The sequence below is a fragment of the Streptomyces huasconensis genome, from assembly GCF_021028635.1.
GTDB lineage: Bacteria > Actinomycetota > Actinomycetes > Streptomycetales > Streptomycetaceae > Streptomyces > Streptomyces huasconensis.
In genome coordinates this window covers 2189468-2206426 of sequence record NZ_CP086119.1, presented here as the reverse complement: position 1 = coordinate 2206426, position 16959 = coordinate 2189468, and the positions used below count along the sequence as shown (strand labels likewise).

General features: G+C 72.3%; 15 protein-coding genes. 5 read left to right on the top strand and 10 right to left on the bottom strand.

The features are described from left to right. Position 1: 1 nt before the first annotated feature. A complete protein-coding gene (locus J2N69_RS09930; RefSeq protein ID WP_230900405.1) occupies positions 2-502 on the bottom strand; it encodes a hypothetical protein in 501 nt (166 codons plus the stop codon). A gap of 205 nt (positions 503-707) precedes the next feature. On the opposite strand from J2N69_RS09930, the gene J2N69_RS09925 reads away from it, so the two are divergent. Next, entirely contained in the window at positions 708-2708 is a 2001-nt protein-coding gene (locus tag J2N69_RS09925) for a glycoside hydrolase (protein WP_230900404.1), read from the top strand. On the opposite strand, the gene ddaH is transcribed toward J2N69_RS09925, so the two are convergent. Then, positions 2705-3538, bottom strand: a complete 834-nt coding sequence (gene ddaH, locus J2N69_RS09920) for a dimethylargininase (protein WP_336298592.1) — start codon at positions 3536-3538, stop codon at positions 2705-2707. The two genes, J2N69_RS09925 and ddaH, sit on opposite strands and share 4 nt — an antisense overlap. Before the next feature lie 215 nt (positions 3539-3753). On the opposite strand from ddaH, the gene J2N69_RS09915 reads away from it, so the two are divergent. Continuing rightward, positions 3754-4386: a TetR/AcrR family transcriptional regulator gene (locus J2N69_RS09915; RefSeq protein WP_230900403.1), complete on the top strand. Its 633-nt coding sequence runs from the start codon at positions 3754-3756 to the stop codon at positions 4384-4386. Positions 4387-4422: 36 nt separating this feature from the next. On the opposite strand, the gene J2N69_RS09910 is transcribed toward J2N69_RS09915, so the two are convergent. After that, positions 4423-5295 (bottom strand): glycerophosphodiester phosphodiesterase, encoded by an 873-nt coding sequence (locus tag J2N69_RS09910; protein ID WP_230900402.1) that lies wholly within the window; start codon positions 5293-5295, stop codon positions 4423-4425. A 167-nt stretch (positions 5296-5462) separates the two neighbouring features. Between J2N69_RS09910 and J2N69_RS09905 the strand changes: the two genes are divergently transcribed. Further along, positions 5463-6188: a bifunctional DNA primase/polymerase gene (locus J2N69_RS09905; RefSeq protein ID WP_230900401.1), complete on the top strand. Its 726-nt coding sequence runs from the start codon at positions 5463-5465 to the stop codon at positions 6186-6188. A 19-nt stretch (positions 6189-6207) separates the two neighbouring features. Here J2N69_RS09905 and J2N69_RS09900 read toward each other — a convergent pair whose 3' ends face one another. The 7 genes from J2N69_RS09900 to J2N69_RS09870 form a co-directional block, all read right to left on the bottom strand. Then, complete coding sequence (locus tag J2N69_RS09900) at positions 6208-7194, bottom strand: SCO2278 family lipoprotein (RefSeq protein WP_230900400.1); 987 nt, start codon at positions 7192-7194, stop codon at positions 6208-6210. A 37-nt stretch (positions 7195-7231) separates the two neighbouring features. Further along, entirely contained in the window at positions 7232-8086 is an 855-nt protein-coding gene (gene efeU, locus J2N69_RS09895) for an iron uptake transporter permease EfeU (RefSeq protein WP_230900399.1), read from the bottom strand. Between the two features lie 4 nt (positions 8087-8090). Next, positions 8091-9383, bottom strand: a complete 1293-nt coding sequence (gene efeB / locus J2N69_RS09890) for an iron uptake transporter deferrochelatase/peroxidase subunit (protein ID WP_230900398.1) — start codon at positions 9381-9383, stop codon at positions 8091-8093. Between the two features lie 16 nt (positions 9384-9399). Then, a complete protein-coding gene (efeO, locus tag J2N69_RS09885) occupies positions 9400-10566 on the bottom strand; it encodes an iron uptake system protein EfeO (RefSeq protein WP_408056885.1) in 1167 nt (388 codons plus the stop codon). 209 nt (positions 10567-10775) lie between these two features. Then, positions 10776-11618 (bottom strand): heme ABC transporter ATP-binding protein, encoded by an 843-nt coding sequence (locus tag J2N69_RS09880; protein ID WP_230900396.1) that lies wholly within the window; start codon positions 11616-11618, stop codon positions 10776-10778. Next, a complete protein-coding gene (locus J2N69_RS09875; RefSeq protein WP_230904657.1) occupies positions 11615-12724 on the bottom strand; it encodes a FecCD family ABC transporter permease in 1110 nt (369 codons plus the stop codon). Before J2N69_RS09875 ends, J2N69_RS09880 begins: the two co-directional genes overlap by 4 nt. 2 nt (positions 12725-12726) lie before the next feature. Continuing rightward, positions 12727-13749: a heme/hemin ABC transporter substrate-binding protein gene (locus J2N69_RS09870; RefSeq protein WP_230900395.1), complete on the bottom strand. Its 1023-nt coding sequence runs from the start codon at positions 13747-13749 to the stop codon at positions 12727-12729. Positions 13750-13874: 125 nt separating this feature from the next. Between J2N69_RS09870 and J2N69_RS09865 the strand changes: the two genes are divergently transcribed. Both J2N69_RS09865 and J2N69_RS09860 read left to right on the top strand, forming a co-directional pair. Next, positions 13875-15368 carry an HtaA domain-containing protein gene (locus J2N69_RS09865; protein ID WP_408056694.1) on the top strand — a complete coding sequence of 498 codons (1494 nt, stop codon included), beginning with the start codon at positions 13875-13877 and terminating at the stop codon, positions 15366-15368. Positions 15369-15454: 86 nt separating this feature from the next. Then, positions 15455-16942 carry an HtaA domain-containing protein gene (locus J2N69_RS09860; protein ID WP_230900393.1) on the top strand — a complete coding sequence of 496 codons (1488 nt, stop codon included), beginning with the start codon at positions 15455-15457 and terminating at the stop codon, positions 16940-16942. Positions 16943-16959 lie beyond the last annotated feature (17 nt).

Genomic DNA, 16959 nt, shown 5'->3' with positions numbered 1-16959 from the left:
CTCAGGCGCCCCAGGTGCCCTGGTCGACGGAGCAGTTCCAGCCGTTGCCGCGCACGGCGAACTTCACCTTGTAGGTGTTCTTGTTCAGCAGGCGCGTCCGCACCTTGACGCCGAGCTTGGCCTTGCCCGCGAGGCTCTTGTCGTACACGGTGACGGTCTTGGACGTCTTGTGCGTGACCTTGCCGCCCGTGGGCGTCGCCCGGCCGAAGCGGATGTTCTTCACGTTGGTCACCGTGAAGGAGACCTTCTTGAAGCTCTTGGTGCTCTTGTTCTTCAGCCCGAAGTACAGGCCTCCATTGGTGACCCAGCCGTTCCGGTCGATCTGGAAGCGGGACGTGTAGACGATGTCGATCGGGCAGCCCGCGGTGCGCGGAGCGGCGCTCGGCGCGGCCGACGCGGCCCGTGCGGACGGCCCCTCCGACGCGGACGCGGCCCCCGCCATACCGAGCTGACCTGCGGTGAGTGCTCCTGCGGTGGCCAGGACCGCGACGGACGTGCGCATGCGATTCACTGCGCTGATACCTCTTCTTCCCCCGGGGCCCGGGTGGGCCCGCTGTTCGGTTCTCGTGGAGCGACGACGCGAAAGAACCGTCTGCGGTTCCCGCGCGCCCGCATTGGTATCACGAGGACCCGAGGCAAGCGCGGTTGACCCGCTTCTCACCCGCTTTCTCACATCCCTCTTAGAAGCGGTGACTATCCACGTCCCCATGACTGCCACGACCAGTTCCCCCGGCCACGCCCGCAGGCGGCCGCGGGGCCGTTTCCTCGCCTCCGCCGTCGCCCTGGCCCTCACCGCGGCCGGAGCCACCACCTACGCCTTCACCGCCGGCGCCGGGCCCGCCCGCGGCCACCGGGTCGAACTCGCCGTCGACGGCGGCACGGCGTCCGTGGACACCGCCACCCTCGCCGTACGGGCCCACACCCGCGACGGCCGCGACCTCACCCTGTCCGAAGCCGCCGGCACCGACCTCGGCCGCCCCGGACCGGTCACCCGTACCGGTGGGCGGCAGGCCCGCTGGAGCTACCCCGAGCGCGGCCTCGACGTCACCGCCCGCACCGACCACGGCCGCCTCGCGCTGCGGCTGACGGCGCACCGCGACACCTCCGTCAGCTGGCCCGTCACCGGCACCGACGCCGCCGCGTCCGCCCTCCAGCTCCCGCGCGGCGAGGGCCTGGACATCCCCGTCGGAGACGCCTTCTGGACCACCGGGAAGGGCGGCCTCGCGGGCAGCACCGTGGACGTCGGCGCCGATCTCACCCTGCCGCTGTGGGGGTACTCCCTCGGCAGGCGCACCGGCGTCAGCTACCTCACCCCCACCGACATCGGCACGACCCTCGGCTTCACCGCCCCCGGTGGCAGGCTGCGCGCCACCGCCGAGCACACCTTCGACGGCGGCGAGGGCACCCGCGCCTACTCCGTCACCTTCGCCCTCACCGACGGCAACCCGGTCGCGCCCGCCGCCGACTACCGCTCCTACCTCGCCGAGCGCGGCCGACTCGGCAGCCTCAAGCGGAAGATCGCGAAGAACCCCGCCACCGGCCGCCTCCTCGGCGCCTTCCACGCCTACACCTGGGGGGAGGCCCGCAAGCCCGCCGGGATCGAGCAGCTGAAAAAGCTCGGCGTCGACCGGATGTGGCTCGGCTACGACGGGAAGCCGTACCCGGACCAGGCGGCGGTGAGCGCCGCGAAGAAGGCCGGGTACCTCATCGGCCCCTACGACTCCTTCGCCAACGGCCAGGACCCGCAGACCGCCGACGCCCCGAACGCGATCTGGCCCGGCACCGTCTACCCGGACTTCTGCGTACGGGACGCGAAGGGCAGCCCCGTGACCGGCTTCGGCGGGCGCGGCTGCTACCTCAGCTCCCAGGCCTTCGAGCAGGCGGAGAAGAAGCACCACCACCTCGCCGACCGCACCCGCTCGATGGTCGCCAACGGCGCCGACAGCTACTTCCTCGACGTCGACGCCACCGGCGAACTCTTCCGCGACCACGGCAAGGGCCACCGCATGACCAAGGCCCAGGACCGCGCGAACCGCCTCGCGCGGATGCGGCGCATCGCGGACACCGGACTCGTCCTCGGCTCGGAGACCGCCCAGGCGTGGGCGAACAAGGTGCTGGCCTTCGACCACGGCGGCGCCACCCCGGTCGCCGACGGCATGTGGAAGCTCCAGAAGGACCGCGAGAAGTGGGGCGGCTACTACCCGGAGAACGCCCCCGGCGTCTTCTTCAAGCCGGTCGACCTCCCCGCCGACCTGGCCAAGGCGATGTACGACCCCCGCTACCGCGCCCCGCTGTACGAAACCGCGCTGCACGGTTCACTGGTCAACACCGAGCGCTGGGAACTCTCGTACGAGAAGCTGCCCGCCCAGAAGACCACCCGCGCCTTGCTCGCCATGCTCTACAACACGCCCCTCAACTACGTCCTGGACGGCCCCTCGCTGAAGAAGCACGGCGCCGAGATGGCCGCCCTGCAGAAGTACTTCTCACCCCTGCACAAGGCGGCCGGTGCCGAACGGCTCACTTCCTTCCGGCAGTTGACGAAGGACCGCACCGTCCAGCGCACCGTCTTCGGCAAGGGCGCGCTGACGGTGACGGCCAACTTCGGCACCACGGCGTACCAGGGGCTGCCGGGCGGCTGCGTCGACGCCCGCCTCAAGGGCGACGACGCGCCGCGCCGGCTCTGCCCGGCGGAGCTGCGAAAGGGCTAGGCCCGCAGCTCCTGCGTGCAGCACTTCACGCTGCCGCCGCCCTTGAGCAGCTCGCTCAGGTCCATCCCGATGGGTTCGTAGCCGCGCTCGCGCAGCGGCTCGTACAGCCCCAACGCGGCCTGGGGGAGCAGCACATGGAGTCCGTCGGAGACGGCGTTGAGCCCGAGCGCCTCGGCGTCGGGCTTCTCGGCGATCACGGCGTCGGGGAAGAGGCGCCGCAGGACGGCCTGGCTGCCGGGCGAGAAGGCGGGCGGGTAGTACATGACCTCGTCCGCCGCGTCGTCCAGGACGGCGAGCGCGGTGTCCAGGTGGTAGTAGCGGGGGTCGATGAGGTCGAGCCCGATCACCGGGCGGCCGAAGAACTCCTGTGCCTCGCCGTGCGAGAGGGGGCTGGCCCGGAAGCCGCGTCCGGCGAGGACGTACGAGGAGGTGATGGCGAAGTCGCCCTCGCCCTCGTTGATGTGGACGGGTTCGTGGATCTCGGTGAAGCCGTGCGCGCGGAACCACTCCAGGTGGGCCGCGGCCTCCTCCTCGCGCTCGCGGTAGGCGAAGCGCGCGCCGAGCACCCGCCCCTCGACGACGGTCGCGCCGTTCGCGGCGAAGACCATGTCCGGCAGCTCCGGGCGGGGGGTCAGCTCCTCCACGGTGTGGCCGAGCGAGCGGTAGCGGTCACGCAGGTCTTCCCACTGGGCGACGGCGAGCGGGACGTCGACGGGCTTCGCGGGGTCCATCCAGGGGTTGATGGAGTACGTCACCTTGAAGTGTGCCGGTGGGCACATCAGATAGCGCCGGGGTGTGGCGCGCCGAGGAGAGCGAGGAAAACGGGACAAAGAAGGCTCCTCACATACCGCTGGGTCGAGAGCTGCCCGGGTACGGGTCAGCTGCTGTCCATGGTGAGGCAGCAGCCGCCTCCTGTGGGGCAGTTGCTGTCATGGTGGGGTCTCGCGGGGCTTTCGCGCAGTGCACCGAACGGGTGGTAGCCGGACGAGACGGCACGTCTTGTGTAGACGGTACGTCTCGGTTCGGCGCTGCTACTGTCGATGTCATGGCCCAGAAGACCGCCCCTGACTCCACGCGCCGCAGCGAACGCTCGCGCCGCGCCATCTACGACGCCGCCCTCGCCCTCGTCGAGGAGGTCGGCTACGCCAAGCTGACGATCGAGGCCATCGCGGCCCGCGCGGGCGTCGGCAAGCAGACGATCTACCGCTGGTGGTCGTCCAAGGGCGCCGTGCTCCTCGACGCCTTCCTCGACCTCGCCGAGCAGGCCGCCGAGGCCGCGAGCGCCGGCCACGACACGGTCCAGACCGAGATCCCCGACTCGGGGGACCTGGAGGCCGACCTCAAGTTCGTGATGCGGGCCACCGTCGACGAGTTCAACGACCCCAAGTACGACGCCCCCTACCGCGCGCTCGCCGCCGAGGGCCTGCTCAACCCCGAGCTGGGCCAGGAGTTCGTGGAGAAACTCCTCGAACCGCAGCTCCAGCTCTTCGTCGACCGGGTGCGCCGGGCCCAGGACGCGGGGCAGGTCATGCCCGGCGTCGACCCCCGCATCGCCCTGGAGCTGTGGGCGAGCCCGCTCGCCCAGCGCTGGCTGATGCGCTCGGGCCCCCTGACCCACGAATACGTCGACACGCTCGTCGAGTACGCGCTCTACGGCATCGCCCCGCGCCCCGCCTGATCACGCCCGCCCCGCCTGATCGTGCCCCCCACCTGGTCATGCCCGCCTCGGTGCCCGCGGACGCTTGGCCGGCGTCCGCGCGAGCCGTTTGACCGGCGTCCGCGCCAGGAGCCCCGGAGCGTCCGTGATGACGCCGTTGCAGCCCAGCCGCAGCACCCGGTCGCGCTGGCGCGCCGTGGTCACCGTGTGCGCCCACACGCGCGGGATGCCCGAGTTCACCGCCCGCAGCAGGTCGCGGTCGCGCGCCTTGTAGTCCACGTCCAGGACGTCCACGAACTCCCGCCAGCGCGCGGGCCGGTCGGTGCGCATCTGCGCCTTGGAGCGCCACAGCTGGGTCAGCAGACCCAGCTGGTGGGCCTGACGCGCGACCGCGGGGCTGTTGGAGTTCACGAAGACCGAGCGGGCCAGGCCGCGGGCCCGGATCAGCCGGGCCAGCTCCCTGATGCTGCGCGGGTCCTTGGCCTCCAGCATCAGCATGATCCGCCCGCCGAACCGGTCCAGGACCTCCTCGACCGTCGGCGCCCGCTCCGGACGCCACCGGCCGGGCAGCGCGGGGGCGGGCCGCAGCAGCACACCGTGCCAGGCGTACCGGTCCAGCAGCCGCACCGGGCCCGCCGCGTACGTGGTGCGGTCCAGGGTCTCGTCGTGCATGACCACCAGCGTGCCGTCGCGCAGTATCCGCGTGTCGAAGTCGAGGACCTGGGCGGTGCCCCGCTGGTAGGCCGCCCGGAGCCCCGCCATGCTGTTCTCCGGCACCTCCAGGGCGCCGCCGCGGTGCGCCGTGTAGACGACGCGGGGCAGCGCGTCCACGGTCAGGGGGTCGCGCCCCCACTCGATCGGTGCGAGGAAGCCGCTCGGCGCCGTGAGGGCCAGCGCCGTCAGGCCGGTCAGCGCAGTCCTAATGACCATGGCGACACCGTAGGGGGGCAAATCGACACGTGCCACACAATGTCGGTCCATATGGTCCGCCGTCGGCATCGCCCCGAGCACCCCGGATGCGGGCTCCGGCCCCCAGAGGCGCAGGATGGTGGGACCATGGGTCATGCTTTCGGCACAACGGCGAGGTGAGGGGCTAGATGGGCGCGGAGTTCGGCAGCCGGTCCGGCGGACAGGGCAAAATCTCCCAGTGGCTCCGGCGTCGCCCCAAGGACACGGCTGCGGATGACCGGGCCCGCGAGGACCTGCTCCTCGCCGCCGCGGGGGCCGGGCTGCCCCTCGCCCCGGCCGCGTACCCCTCCGGCTACCGATGTTCCTGCGACCGCATCGGCTGCCCCACGCCGGCCCGCCACCCCGTCTCCTTCGCCTGGCAGACGCAGTCCACGACCGACCGCGGCCAGATCGAGCGCTGGGCCCGCCACCAGCCGCAGGCCAACTTCATCACCGCGACCGGCATGGTCCACGACGTCCTGGACGTGCCGCTGGCCGCCGGCCGCGAGGCCCTGCGGCGCCTGCTCGCGGCCGGTATCGACGTCGGCCCCGTAGCCGAGTCGGGCGATGACCGGATGCTCTTCTACACCGCCACCCGCGGCACCCCCGAGGACGAGGACGAGTGGTGGCCGTGCGAGCTGGACTGCCACCCCGAGACGATGGACGAACACCCGGGCCTGCGCTGGCACTGCCGCGGCTCGTACGTCCTGGTGCCGCCCGCCAGGCTCCCCGGCGACCTGGACGTGCGCTGGGTGCGCGGCCCCGAGCATCCGCTGCCGGACCCCCTGACGCTCCTGGAGACGCTCACCGACGAGTGCGCGCGGGTCGCGGGGGAGCCCCAGGAGGACACTGCCGCCTGGCCGCTGCGGGGCTGAGGCACGGCGCGGCCCGGGACTAGTCGCCCTGCGCCGCCGTCAGCCCCTGGATGCGGCCGAGGAACGTCACCTTGCCGCCGCCGGACCGCAGCGGGTCCACGACCACTTGGTTGGCGGCCCGCGTCAGCAGCAGGGACTGCCGCACCTCGCCCTTGAGCAGGGCCTTGGCGTCCGCGTCGACCCGTGGGCTCAGGCCCTTGAAGGCGGTCTGCTTCTCGTAGTGGCGCGTGGAGAAGAACACCAGCGCCCCGCCGTCCTCAGTGCGCAGCCCCAGCGGCGCGAACGAACCGGCGTTCTGCGGCTCGTCGATGTACTGCACCGCAAGACCGGCCCGCTTGCCGTTCTTGTCGCGGATCGCCTTCCAGCCGCTCGTGTGGTCGCCCGGCGCGAAGTCCTCGCCGCCCGACTTCAGGTACGACGTGTACTTCCTGCCGAGCCTCGCGGGGGATATCGCGAGGTTCTTCGCGGCCACGTCCACCGGCTCGGCCCAGCCGTCCGCGTCCTTCTTCAGCTCGGGCATCTTCTTCGGCGACACCAGGTTCAGGTAGGTGGCCCGCCACAGGTCGTCGGGGCCCGCCTTGGTGAAGACCCACAGCCAGCGCAGGTCCGCGCGGCGGTTGGCCTTCGTGTCGGCCAGGAACCAGCGCGGCCAGCCCGCCTTCTTCGGGATCGAGTACGTCACGTCCGTCAGTTCCAGCGGCACATGGTGCTTGTTGCCTTCCGGGTGCTGCACGCCCCGCGACTTCAGGCCCGCCTGGTTGATGGCGCCCAGCGGACCCGTGATCCGCGCCGCGTCGAGCGCCGGGTCCAGCTCCTTGTCCGCCTTGTTGTACGCGGCGAGGAAGTCCTTCAGCGCCCGGGCCGCCTCGGCCTTCGTCGCCGCCGGGAGCACCTCCCGCTCGCCGTGCACCGTCACACAACCGGTCGCCGTCATCGCCAAGGAGGTCACCGCTGCCGCCGCCGCGACCGGACGGCCATGACCGCGAAGCCTGCGCACCTTACTCATGGGGTCCCTTCACCTACGCCCTTACCGGGCCCGAACCCTACCGGGGCCGCACGGCCGCCTCGGCCCCGGCAGGGGGCTCGGCCGCCGTCCGCGCCGGGGCGAAGAAGAACATCAGCGTCGGCACCAGATACAGCAGCCAGACCACGACCTGGACCACCGTCGGATCGGGCTGGAAGTTGAACACGCCCTTCAGCAGCGTGCCGTACCAGCTGTCCGGCGGGATCGTGCCGCTGATGTCGAACGCCTTGTCCCGCAGTCCGCCGACGAACTCCGCCTCCTGGAGGTCGTGCACGCCGTACGCGAGGACGCCCGCCGCCACGACGACCAGCATCGCGCCGGTCCAGGTGAAGAACTTCGCGAGGTTGATGCGGACCGCGCCCTTGTAGAACAGCCAGCCGAGCACCACCGCCGTCAGCAGCCCGAGGACCACGCCGATCAGCGGCCCGTGCGAACCGTCGCCGGAGGCCCGCACCGACGCCCACACGAACAGGGCCGTCTCCAGGCCCTCCCGGCCCACCGCGAGGAACGCCGTCGCCACCAGCGCGGCCGTGCCCATCCGCAGCGCCGAGTCGAGCTTGCCGTGCAGCTCCGCCTTCAAGTGCCGTGCCGTGCGCCGCATCCAGAAGACCATCCACGTCACCAGGCCCACGGCGATGATCGACAGCGAGCCGCCGAGCGCCTCCTGGGCCTGGAACGTCAGCTCCTGCGAGCCGAAGGTCAGCGCGCAGCCGAAGCCGAGCGCCAGCGCCACCGCGACGCCGATGCCGGCCCAGACCGGCACCAGCGCGTCCCGCCGCCCCGTCTTCACCAGATACGCGATGAGGATGCAGACGACCAGGCTGGCCTCAAGTCCCTCGCGCAGACCTATCAGATAGTTGCCGAAGCTGAACATCCGTTCATGCCTTCCCGGTGAACAGGCCCCTGCCCCACCAGTCGTCCTCGTCGCGGACGCCCGGCGGGACCGCGAAGACCGCGGAACCCACGTGCTGGATGTATTCGTTGAGCGCGTCGGAGCGCGCCAGGTTGCGCTGGACCGGGATGAACCCGGTGCGCACGTCCCGCTGGTAGGCGAGGAAGAACAGCCCCGCGTCCAGGCGGCCGAGGCCGTCGGTGCCGTCCGTGAAGGAGTAGCCGCGCCGCAGGATCGTCGCCCCGCCGTTGGCGTCGGGGTGCGCGAGCCGGACGTGCGCGTCGGGCTTCATCGCCTTCAGGAACGGCTCGTCGTGCTCCTTGGCCCTGCCGACCGGAGCGCCCTCGCGCTTGTCCCGCCCGAACACGTCCTCCTGCTCGCCGAGCGAGGTCCGGTCCCACGTCTCGATGTTCATCCGGATGCGCCGCGCCACGAGATACGAGCCGCCCGCCATCCACTCCGGCCCGTCCTTCTCGCCGACCCACACGTGCCGCGCGAGCGCCGCGCCGTCCCGCCCCGACACGTTGCGCGTGCCGTCCTTGAAGCCGAACAGGTTACGAGGCGTCTGCGCGTCCGGCGTCGTCGACGACGTCTTGCCGAAGCCGAGCTGCGACCAGCGCACCGCGACCTTGCCGAAGCCGATGCGGGCGAGGTTGCGGACGGCGTGCACGGCGACCTGCGGGTCGTCCGCGCAGGCCTGCACGCACAGGTCACCGCCGCTGCGGGCCTTGTCGAGGTTGTCGCCGGGGAATTTCGGCAGGTCGACCAGGGCCTCCGGCCGCCTGCCGGACAGGCCGAACCGCTCGAACAGGGAGGGGCCGAAGCCGATCGTGAGCGTCAGCCGGGACGGCGGCAGACCGAGCGCCTCGCCGGTGTCGTCCGGCGGCGCCTCGGCGAGCCCGCCGTGGGCGCCCGCACCGACCGTGTGCCCGGCCGTCATCCGCGCCGCGGCCTTCGTCCACTCCTTGAGGAGCCGCACGAACTCCTCGCGGTCGTCCGTCTTCACGTCGAACGCCGCGAAGTGCAGCCGGTCCTGGACGGCCGTCGCGATCCCGGCCTGGTGCGCACCGTGAAAGGGCACGGCCGCCCCGGCGTCCCCGGCGGGCGCCACCGCGTCACCGGAGCGGGTCAGGGCCACCGCGCCGCCCGCGCCCGCCGCGCCGAGCGCGAGCCCGGCGCCGCCCCAGCCGAGCAGCGCGCGCCGCGACGGCGTACGCGTGCCCTCCGTGCCCTTCGCGTTCGCCGTGTTCTCTGTGTGCTCCGTGGTGTCCTCGGCCATCGATGTCCCCTTGCCGCTACTTGGACGTCACGACGGCCGCGGCCAGCTTCGACAGGGGCTCCGCGAGGGCGTTCACGCCGTCCTGGAGGTCCTTGACGTCCGCCTTGCCGAGCTTGTCGTAGGAGACGAAGTCGTAGGAGTCCGGGCCGCCCTCGCGGTGCTTGTCCAGCAGCTTGTCCAGGGCCGCGAACTGCTTGTCCAGTTCCTCGGTGAGCTTCTTGTCGTTCTCGGCGGCCACCGGCTTCAGCAGCTCGTACGACTTCTCGGCGCCCTCGACGTTGGCCTTGAAGTCGACCAGGTCGGTGTGGGAGTAGCGCTCCTCCTCGCCCGTGACCTTGCCGGTGGCGACCTCGTCGAGGAGCTCCTTGGCGCCGTTGGCCATGGAGGTCGGGGTGATGACGGCCTTGCCGACGCGGTCCTGCCAGTCCTTCAGGTCCTTGTCGAGAAGGGTGGCCAGCTCCTTCTCCCGCTTGCCGATCTTCTTGTCCTGCCACAGGGCCCGCTCCAGACGGTGCCAGCCCGTCCACTCCTTCTCCGGGTCCTGGCCCTCCTCCAGGCCGTCCTCGCGGACGTCGACCCTGGGGTCGATGTCGCCGAACGACTCGGCGACCGGCTCGGTGCGCTCCCAGCCGATGCGCGAGTCGGCGTACGCCTTCTTCGCGGCCGCCAGGTCGCCCTTGCGCACCGCGTCGGTGAAGACCTTCGCCTTCGGCAGCGTCGCGTCGGCCTGCTCCTGGGCGTACTCGCGATAGGCGGCGACGGCCTTGTCCAGGCGCGGGTCGCGCTTCGCGGTCGTGCCGCCGCCCGTGACGGTGACCTTCTGGCGGATGCCGTCGCCCTTCATGCCGGGCTTGCAGGCGATCTCGTACGAACCGGCCTTCACCTCGGCGGTGAGCCTCTGCTTCGTGCCCGGGCCGATGTTCTCGCGCTCGCTGACGATGCGGTCGTCGGGGAAGAGGAGGTACACCTCGGTGACCTTGGACCCCTTGTTCTCGATGGCCAGCTCGACGTGACCGGCGGAGAGCTTCTTCTTGGAGACCTCGCACGCGTCGTCGGTGGCGGTGACGCGCACGGTGTTCGCGCCGCCGCCCTTGGCGTCGCTCTTCTCCGTGCAGCCCGTGACGGCGGTCAGGGCCGCGGCGGTCGCGACGGCGGTGACGACGGACAGGCGGGCGGGGCGCACGGGTCGCATAGAGGGCTCCAAGCGGGGTCACGGACGAGTGCCGGGGCCCCACCGCAAGCCGGTGAGGCGGACCTAACTTAACCGACCCTTACCTCGCCGATACCCGTCCGTTCCGTGATTCAGCTCTCAAGTCGCCTCCGCGTTCCGCCCCTGCTCACAGGCCGGTCACGGGCGGCTGATGGCCCGCCCATGGCCAGGCAAAGCGCCGGTCAAGGGTGGCGGCGGGGAGTGACCACGGGGGCTCCGGTGCGCGGATGCGGGAAGACCTCGACCGGCTGCCGGTACACCTCCGAGAGCAGCCCCTCCTCGAATACGTCACCGGGGGCGCCCTCCGCCGCGAGCGTCCCGCCCCGCAGCACCGCGACCCGGTCCGCGTACGCCGCCGCGAGGCCCAGGTCGTGCAGGACGACCACGACCGCGTCACCGGCGGCGGCCCGCGCCCGGCAGATCCCGAGGACCAGCTCCTGGTGGCGCAGGTCGAGCGCGGCGGTCGGCTCGTCGAGCAGCAGCAGCGGGGCGCGCTGGGCGAGGACGCGGGCGAGCGCGACGCGGGCCCGCTCGCCGCCGCTGAGCGCGGAGAACGGGCGTACGGCGAAGTCGGCCACCTCGGTGGCCGCCATCGACTCGCGCACGATCCGGTCGTCGTCCGCCCGGCGTGTCCCGGCCCACGGCGCCCGGCCCATCCGTACGACGTCCTCGACCGCGAAGGGGAAGGAGAGCGCGGCGGACTGCGGCAACACGGCCCGGCGCAGGGCGAGTTCGGCCGCGGGCCAGTCGGCGGCCGGGCGCCCGTAGACGCGTACGGTTCCCGCCTCGGCCGGCAGGTCGGCGGCGAGCGCGGCCAGCAGCGTCGACTTGCCCGCGCCGTTCGGCCCGACCAGGGCCAGTACCTCGCCCGCGCGGGCGGCCACGGACACCCCCGCGAGGACCTCGCGGCCGCCGAGCCGCACCCGCAGCCCCTCGGCCTCGGCGAGCACGTCACCGGCGGCACTCGGCCCCGGCAGCGCCCGCGCCCGCCCCGCGAGGAGTCTCCTGCCCAGCTGCCCGATCATGCCCAACCACCTTGCCTGCGACGGGTCCTGCGCAGCAGCCAGAAGAAGAACGGGCTGCCGAAGAGAGCGGTGAGCACACCCAGCGGCAGCTCGGCGGGCGCGGCCACCGTACGCGCGGCCAGGTCGGCCGCGACGAGGACCACCGCGCCGCCGAGCGCGCTGCCGGGCACGAGGAAGCGGTGCCCGGGGCCCACCACCATCCGCAGCAGGTGCGGGACGAGCAGCCCCACGAAGGTGATGATCCCGGCGACGGCCACGGCGGCCGCCGTCAGCAGCGCCACCACGAGGACCAGCACGAGCCGCAGCCGCTCGACGTCCACGCCCAGGTGCCGGGCGGGCCGCTCGCCGAGCGCCAGCAGGTCGAGCCGGCGGGAGAAGAACGGCGCGACGGCCAGGCCGAGCAGCGCGCACGGCAGCACGGCCAGCACCTTCGGCCAGGTCGCCCCGGCGAGCGAGCCCAGCTGCCAGAAGGTGATCTGGCTGAGCTGCGCGTTGTCCGCGAAGAAGACGCACAGGCCGATGAGCGCGCCCGCGAACGCGTTCACGGCGATGCCGGTGAGGATCAGCGTGACGACTTCCGTCCGGCCGCCCTCGCGCGACATCACGTACACGAGGAGGACCGTCACGAGCCCGGCGGCGAACGCGCTGACGGTGACGGTCCAGTTGCCGAGGAAGTTCAGCCCGAGCGCGATGGAGGCGACCGCGCCGACCGCCGCGCCCGACGAGATCCCGATGACGCCGGGCTCGGCGAGCGGATTGCCGAACACGCCCTGCATCAAGGCTCCCGCGCAGCCGAGCGAGGCGCCGACGAGCAGCGCGAGGACGACGCGGGGCAGGCGTACGTTCCACAGCACGCTCTCGCCGACGCGGTCCAGCGGGGCGCCGCCGAGACCGAGCCGGTGCCCGGCCGAGGAGAGCACGTCACCGAGCGGGATCTCGTACGCGCCGACGCCGGCGGAGAGGAGGCAGAGCAGGAAGAGGGCGGCGAGCAGCCCAGCGGTCAGCGGGAGGGCGGTCGTCCGGCGGCGGCGCGGAGCCGCTCCGGCGTGAGTGGCGGGGGCCTCGGGTGCTTCGGGGGCGGCCGGGGCGGACGCCTGGGCGGGCAGGCTCACTTGGCGTCCCCGTAAAGCTGCTCGACCAGGGACTTCAGCACCTGGTCCGTTCGTGGCCCGTAGTTGAGGAGCACTCCGTCGTCGATCGAGACGACGCGGCGGTCCAGGCCGGCCGGGGTCTCGGCGACCCCGGGCACCTTCAGCAGACCGTCGACGCCGTTCACCGAGGCCAGGCCCTTCGTCATGACGAGGATCGCGTCGGGCGCGGCCTCGGCGAGCGCCTCGCTGGTGATCGGCGTGAAGTCCTTCCTCAGCCCCGACTCCTTGCCCGCGTCGACCGCGCCCGCCGCCTCCAGGAGCGAACTCGCCCCGGAGTCGCGGCCGCCGAGCAGATAGACCGAGGCCGAACCGCGCAGATAGAGGAAGGCCACCCGCGGCTTCTTCTTCCGCTCCTTCCCGGCCCCGGCGGGGATGCCCGCGCGGACCGCGTCGATCCGCCGCTCCGTACGCCGCGTCAGCTCGGCGCCGGACTTCTCGACGCCCAGGGCCTTCGCCACCGCCTCGATCCGCGGGCGCACGTCGTCGAGGCTCTTCGCCGGGTCGAACACGACGAGGGGGACGCCCGCGTCACGGATCTGGTCGATGGCCTCGGCGGGCCCGGTGGTGGTGTCGGCGAGGACGACCGTCGGCTTGAGCGAGAGCACGCTCTCCGCGGAGACGTCGTGGGCGCGCGTCACCACCGGCAGCTTCTCGGCCTGTTCGAAGGTGGCGGTGATGTCGCGCGCCACGACGTTCTCGCCGAGCCCGAGGGTGAAGGCGATCTCGTTGAGGCTGCCGGTGAGCGGCACGATGCGGGCGGTGTCCCGCACGGTCACCCGGCGGCCGTCGGCGGAGGTGACGGTGGCGGGCAGTTCGGGTTCCGCGCTGCTCTTCAGGGGCTCGACCCGGTCGGGCGCGGCGTCCCGTGCCACCGCCTTGCGCGGCCCCGGGGAGGTGTCGCCGTCCGGGGCGGCGCATGCCGTGAGCCCGAGGGCGAGCGTGGCGGCCCACGCGCCGGCGATACGGAGTGAGCGCGGCATACGCACCGAAGTCCACCGTCCTGTCGTGCGGTTGAGGTCTGGAGACCGCGGGGTTTCAGCTGGAGCGATCGTAGTTTAGGTTAGCCTTACCTAATTAACTAGCCCTGCCGTCGTGGAGGAGCCCCATGCTGTCGTCGAGACAGGCGAGACCGTCGAGACCGGCACGCCCCCGTTTCCGTTCCCGGACCCGTACCGCAGCCGTGGCCGTGCTGACCGCACTGCTCGGAGCACTGCTGCCGGTGACCGCGGCGCACGCGGAAGGCCGCACGGTCCAAGGCGGGCGGCTCGACTGGGGCATCAAGTCCTCCTTCCAGAGCTACGTCACCGGGCCCATCGCCCAGGGCGCGTCGACGCTCCAGGGCGGAGCCGCGACCGTCGGCGGCGGCCAGTTCCGCTTCCACTCGGCGAAGGGCACGTACGACCCGCGGAGCGGGGCCTTCCGCGCCGGGTTCTCCGGAAGCGTGCGCTTCACCGGGCACAAGAAGGGCGGCTCGTACGAGCTGGACCTGACGATCAGCCGCCCCACGGTGCGGGTCTCCGGCGGCTCCGGAACGCTCTACGCCGACATGGTCAGCAAGGAGAAGGGCACCGGCAAGGTCACGTCGGCCGCACAGGTGCCGATCGCCGTGCTCGACGTCGGCGGGATCAACATGAAGGGCGGCACCGGACCGATCGCCCTCAACAACCTCCCCGCGAAGCTCACTGCACAGGGCGCCAAGGCCTTCGCCGGTTACTACCCGGCCGGCACGGCCCTCGACCCGGTGAGCCTCTCGACGGACCTCGTCGCGAAGTCCGGGCCGGGGAAGGTGACGGGCGAGGTGGCGGAAAAGGCCCCGAAGAAGCCCGCGGCAGGCAAGGACGCACAGAGCAACGGCAAGCAGAAGGCGGGCCGCATAGAGGACGGGGCCGTCGACTGGGGAGTGCGCCGCACCTTCCGTGAGTACGTCACCGGCTCCATCGCCCAGGGCGCGTGGAAGCTCTCGGGCGGGGCCGAGGACGGGGGAGCGCTCCTCCGCTTCCCTCGGGGCAAGGGCACGTACGACGCGAAGGGGCGGCGCCTCGCCGCGCACTTCGCGGGCGCCGTCCGCTTCACCGGCGAGCACGGCCTCGACCTCACGCTGAGCAAGCTCGCCGTCGAATTGAAGGACGGGAAGGGGACGTTGTACGCGGACGTCGACGGCGGCGGTGGCGGTACGGGCGTCATGAAGAAGGCCCCGCTGGTCACCTTCGCCACCTCCCAGAAGCAACTGCGGCCCAAGGACGGCCTGGTCTCGCTCACCGAGGCGCCCTCGAAGCTCACCGCCACCGGGGCCAAGGCCTTCGGCGGCATGTACAAGGCGGGCGCCGACATGGACCCGCTCTCCCTCGCCGTGGCCCTCGACGCGGACGCCACGCTGCCCGCCCTCCCGGACCTCGGCTCCTCCGCGAGCCCGGCCCCGCAGCCGAAGCGGACCGCTGCCTCCGGGGCCGAGGACACCACGGAGACCTCCGCCTCCTCTTCGAACGCCGTGCCGATCGGCGTCGGCGCGGGCGTGGCGGTGCTGCTCGCGGCGGCGGTCGCGTTCGGCGTCGTACGCAAGAAGCGGGCGCGGGACGGCACGGACACGCCGGGGTCCTGACCGGCACGCCTCACTTCGCCCCTCCCCACTCCCTGTCTCTCCCTCAACTCTCCCTACTCCCACCTCTCCCAAGGAGGAGCCTGACCATGCCCAGGAACCGTCGTCCCCTCGTCCTCGCGGCAGCCGTCGCCACGGCCGTCACGCTCGGCGCGTCCGCCCTCGCGCTCCCGGCGCTCGCCGCCGACGGCGGCGGCAAGGCGGCACCGCCGAAGCTGGAGCTCAAGGACGGCACGTTCGACTGGGGCCTGAAGGAGTCCTTCCGCAAGTACGTCGTGGGCGTGGCCCACGGCACGATCGAGGCGACGGACGGCGCCAAGCAGGCGCCGGACAACGGGGCGTTCACCTTCACCGGCGGCACGGGGACGTACGACACCGGCACGCACGCCACCGCGACCGCGTTCAAGGGCGCGGTCCGGTTCGCCTCCACCGCCCACCGGTTCGACATCAAGATCGCCGACGTGAAGGTGCGCACGGAGGGCAAGACCGGTGCCATCCAGGCCGACGTCACCCTGAACGGCGCCACGCAGAACGACATCGACCTCGCCGCCCTCGACCTGGGCGCGGTCCGGCCCGGCCAGGGCGAAGGCGGCGCGATGACCTTCAAGGACATACCGGCGACGCTCACGGCGGACGGCGCCAAGGCGTTCAACGGCATGTACCAGGCGGGCGACAAGCTCGACCCGGCCACCCTCACAGTGAAGGCGGCGACCGGCATGCCGACGGACAAGCCGACCGACAAGCCCACGGACAAGCCCACCGACAAGCCCGCGCCCACCCCCACGCGGACCACGGTGCCCACCGGCACACCCACCGTCCCCGGGCGCCCCGCGGGCCGGGTCGTCGACGGCAGCCTCTCCTGGGGCCTGAAGAAGTCCTTCCGCGCCTACATCTCGTCGGGCGGCAAGGTCACCGTCGCGGGCGGGGCGCAGAAGATCTCCGGAGGCTACAAGTTCCCCCACGCCAAGGCGTCCGTGGACTCCGGCGCCAAGAAGGTCGACGCGTCCTTCGGCGGCAGCGTCCGCTTCACGTACAAGGCGCACGGCATCGACATGAAGTTCAGCGACCTCAAGGTGCGGGCGAACGGCGCCAAGGGCACCCTGACCGTCGACGTCACCACGCCCAAGGGCACCAACAACGACGTCAAGTTCGCGACGCTCGACCTCTCCAAGGCCTCGTACCGGGCCAAGGGCGACGTCGTCCGGCTGACCAAGGTCCCCGCGGCCTTCACGGCGGCCGGCGCCAAGCAGTTCGCCAACGGCACCGTCGGCTCCATCTACAAGGCGGGCCAGCGGATCGACCCGGTGACAGTCGCGCTGTCGTTCTCCGAAGGCGCCGAACTCCCCGCCGCCGCCGAGGCGACCGACGCCGCCGGAACCAAGGGCTCCGGTTCTGTGGGCGGTGACACCGTGGGCGGTGGCACCGGAGCCGCCGCGCTCGGCGACGCGGGGGCGCTGGCCGCCACCGGCTCCGGCCTCCCCTCGGCCGCGCTGCTCGGCACGGCGGGCGCGGCCGTGGCGGCGGGTGCGGGCGCGGTGTATGCCGCCCGGCGCAAGCGGGGCACCGAACTGGCGTGATGGCGCCGCGCCCGGGC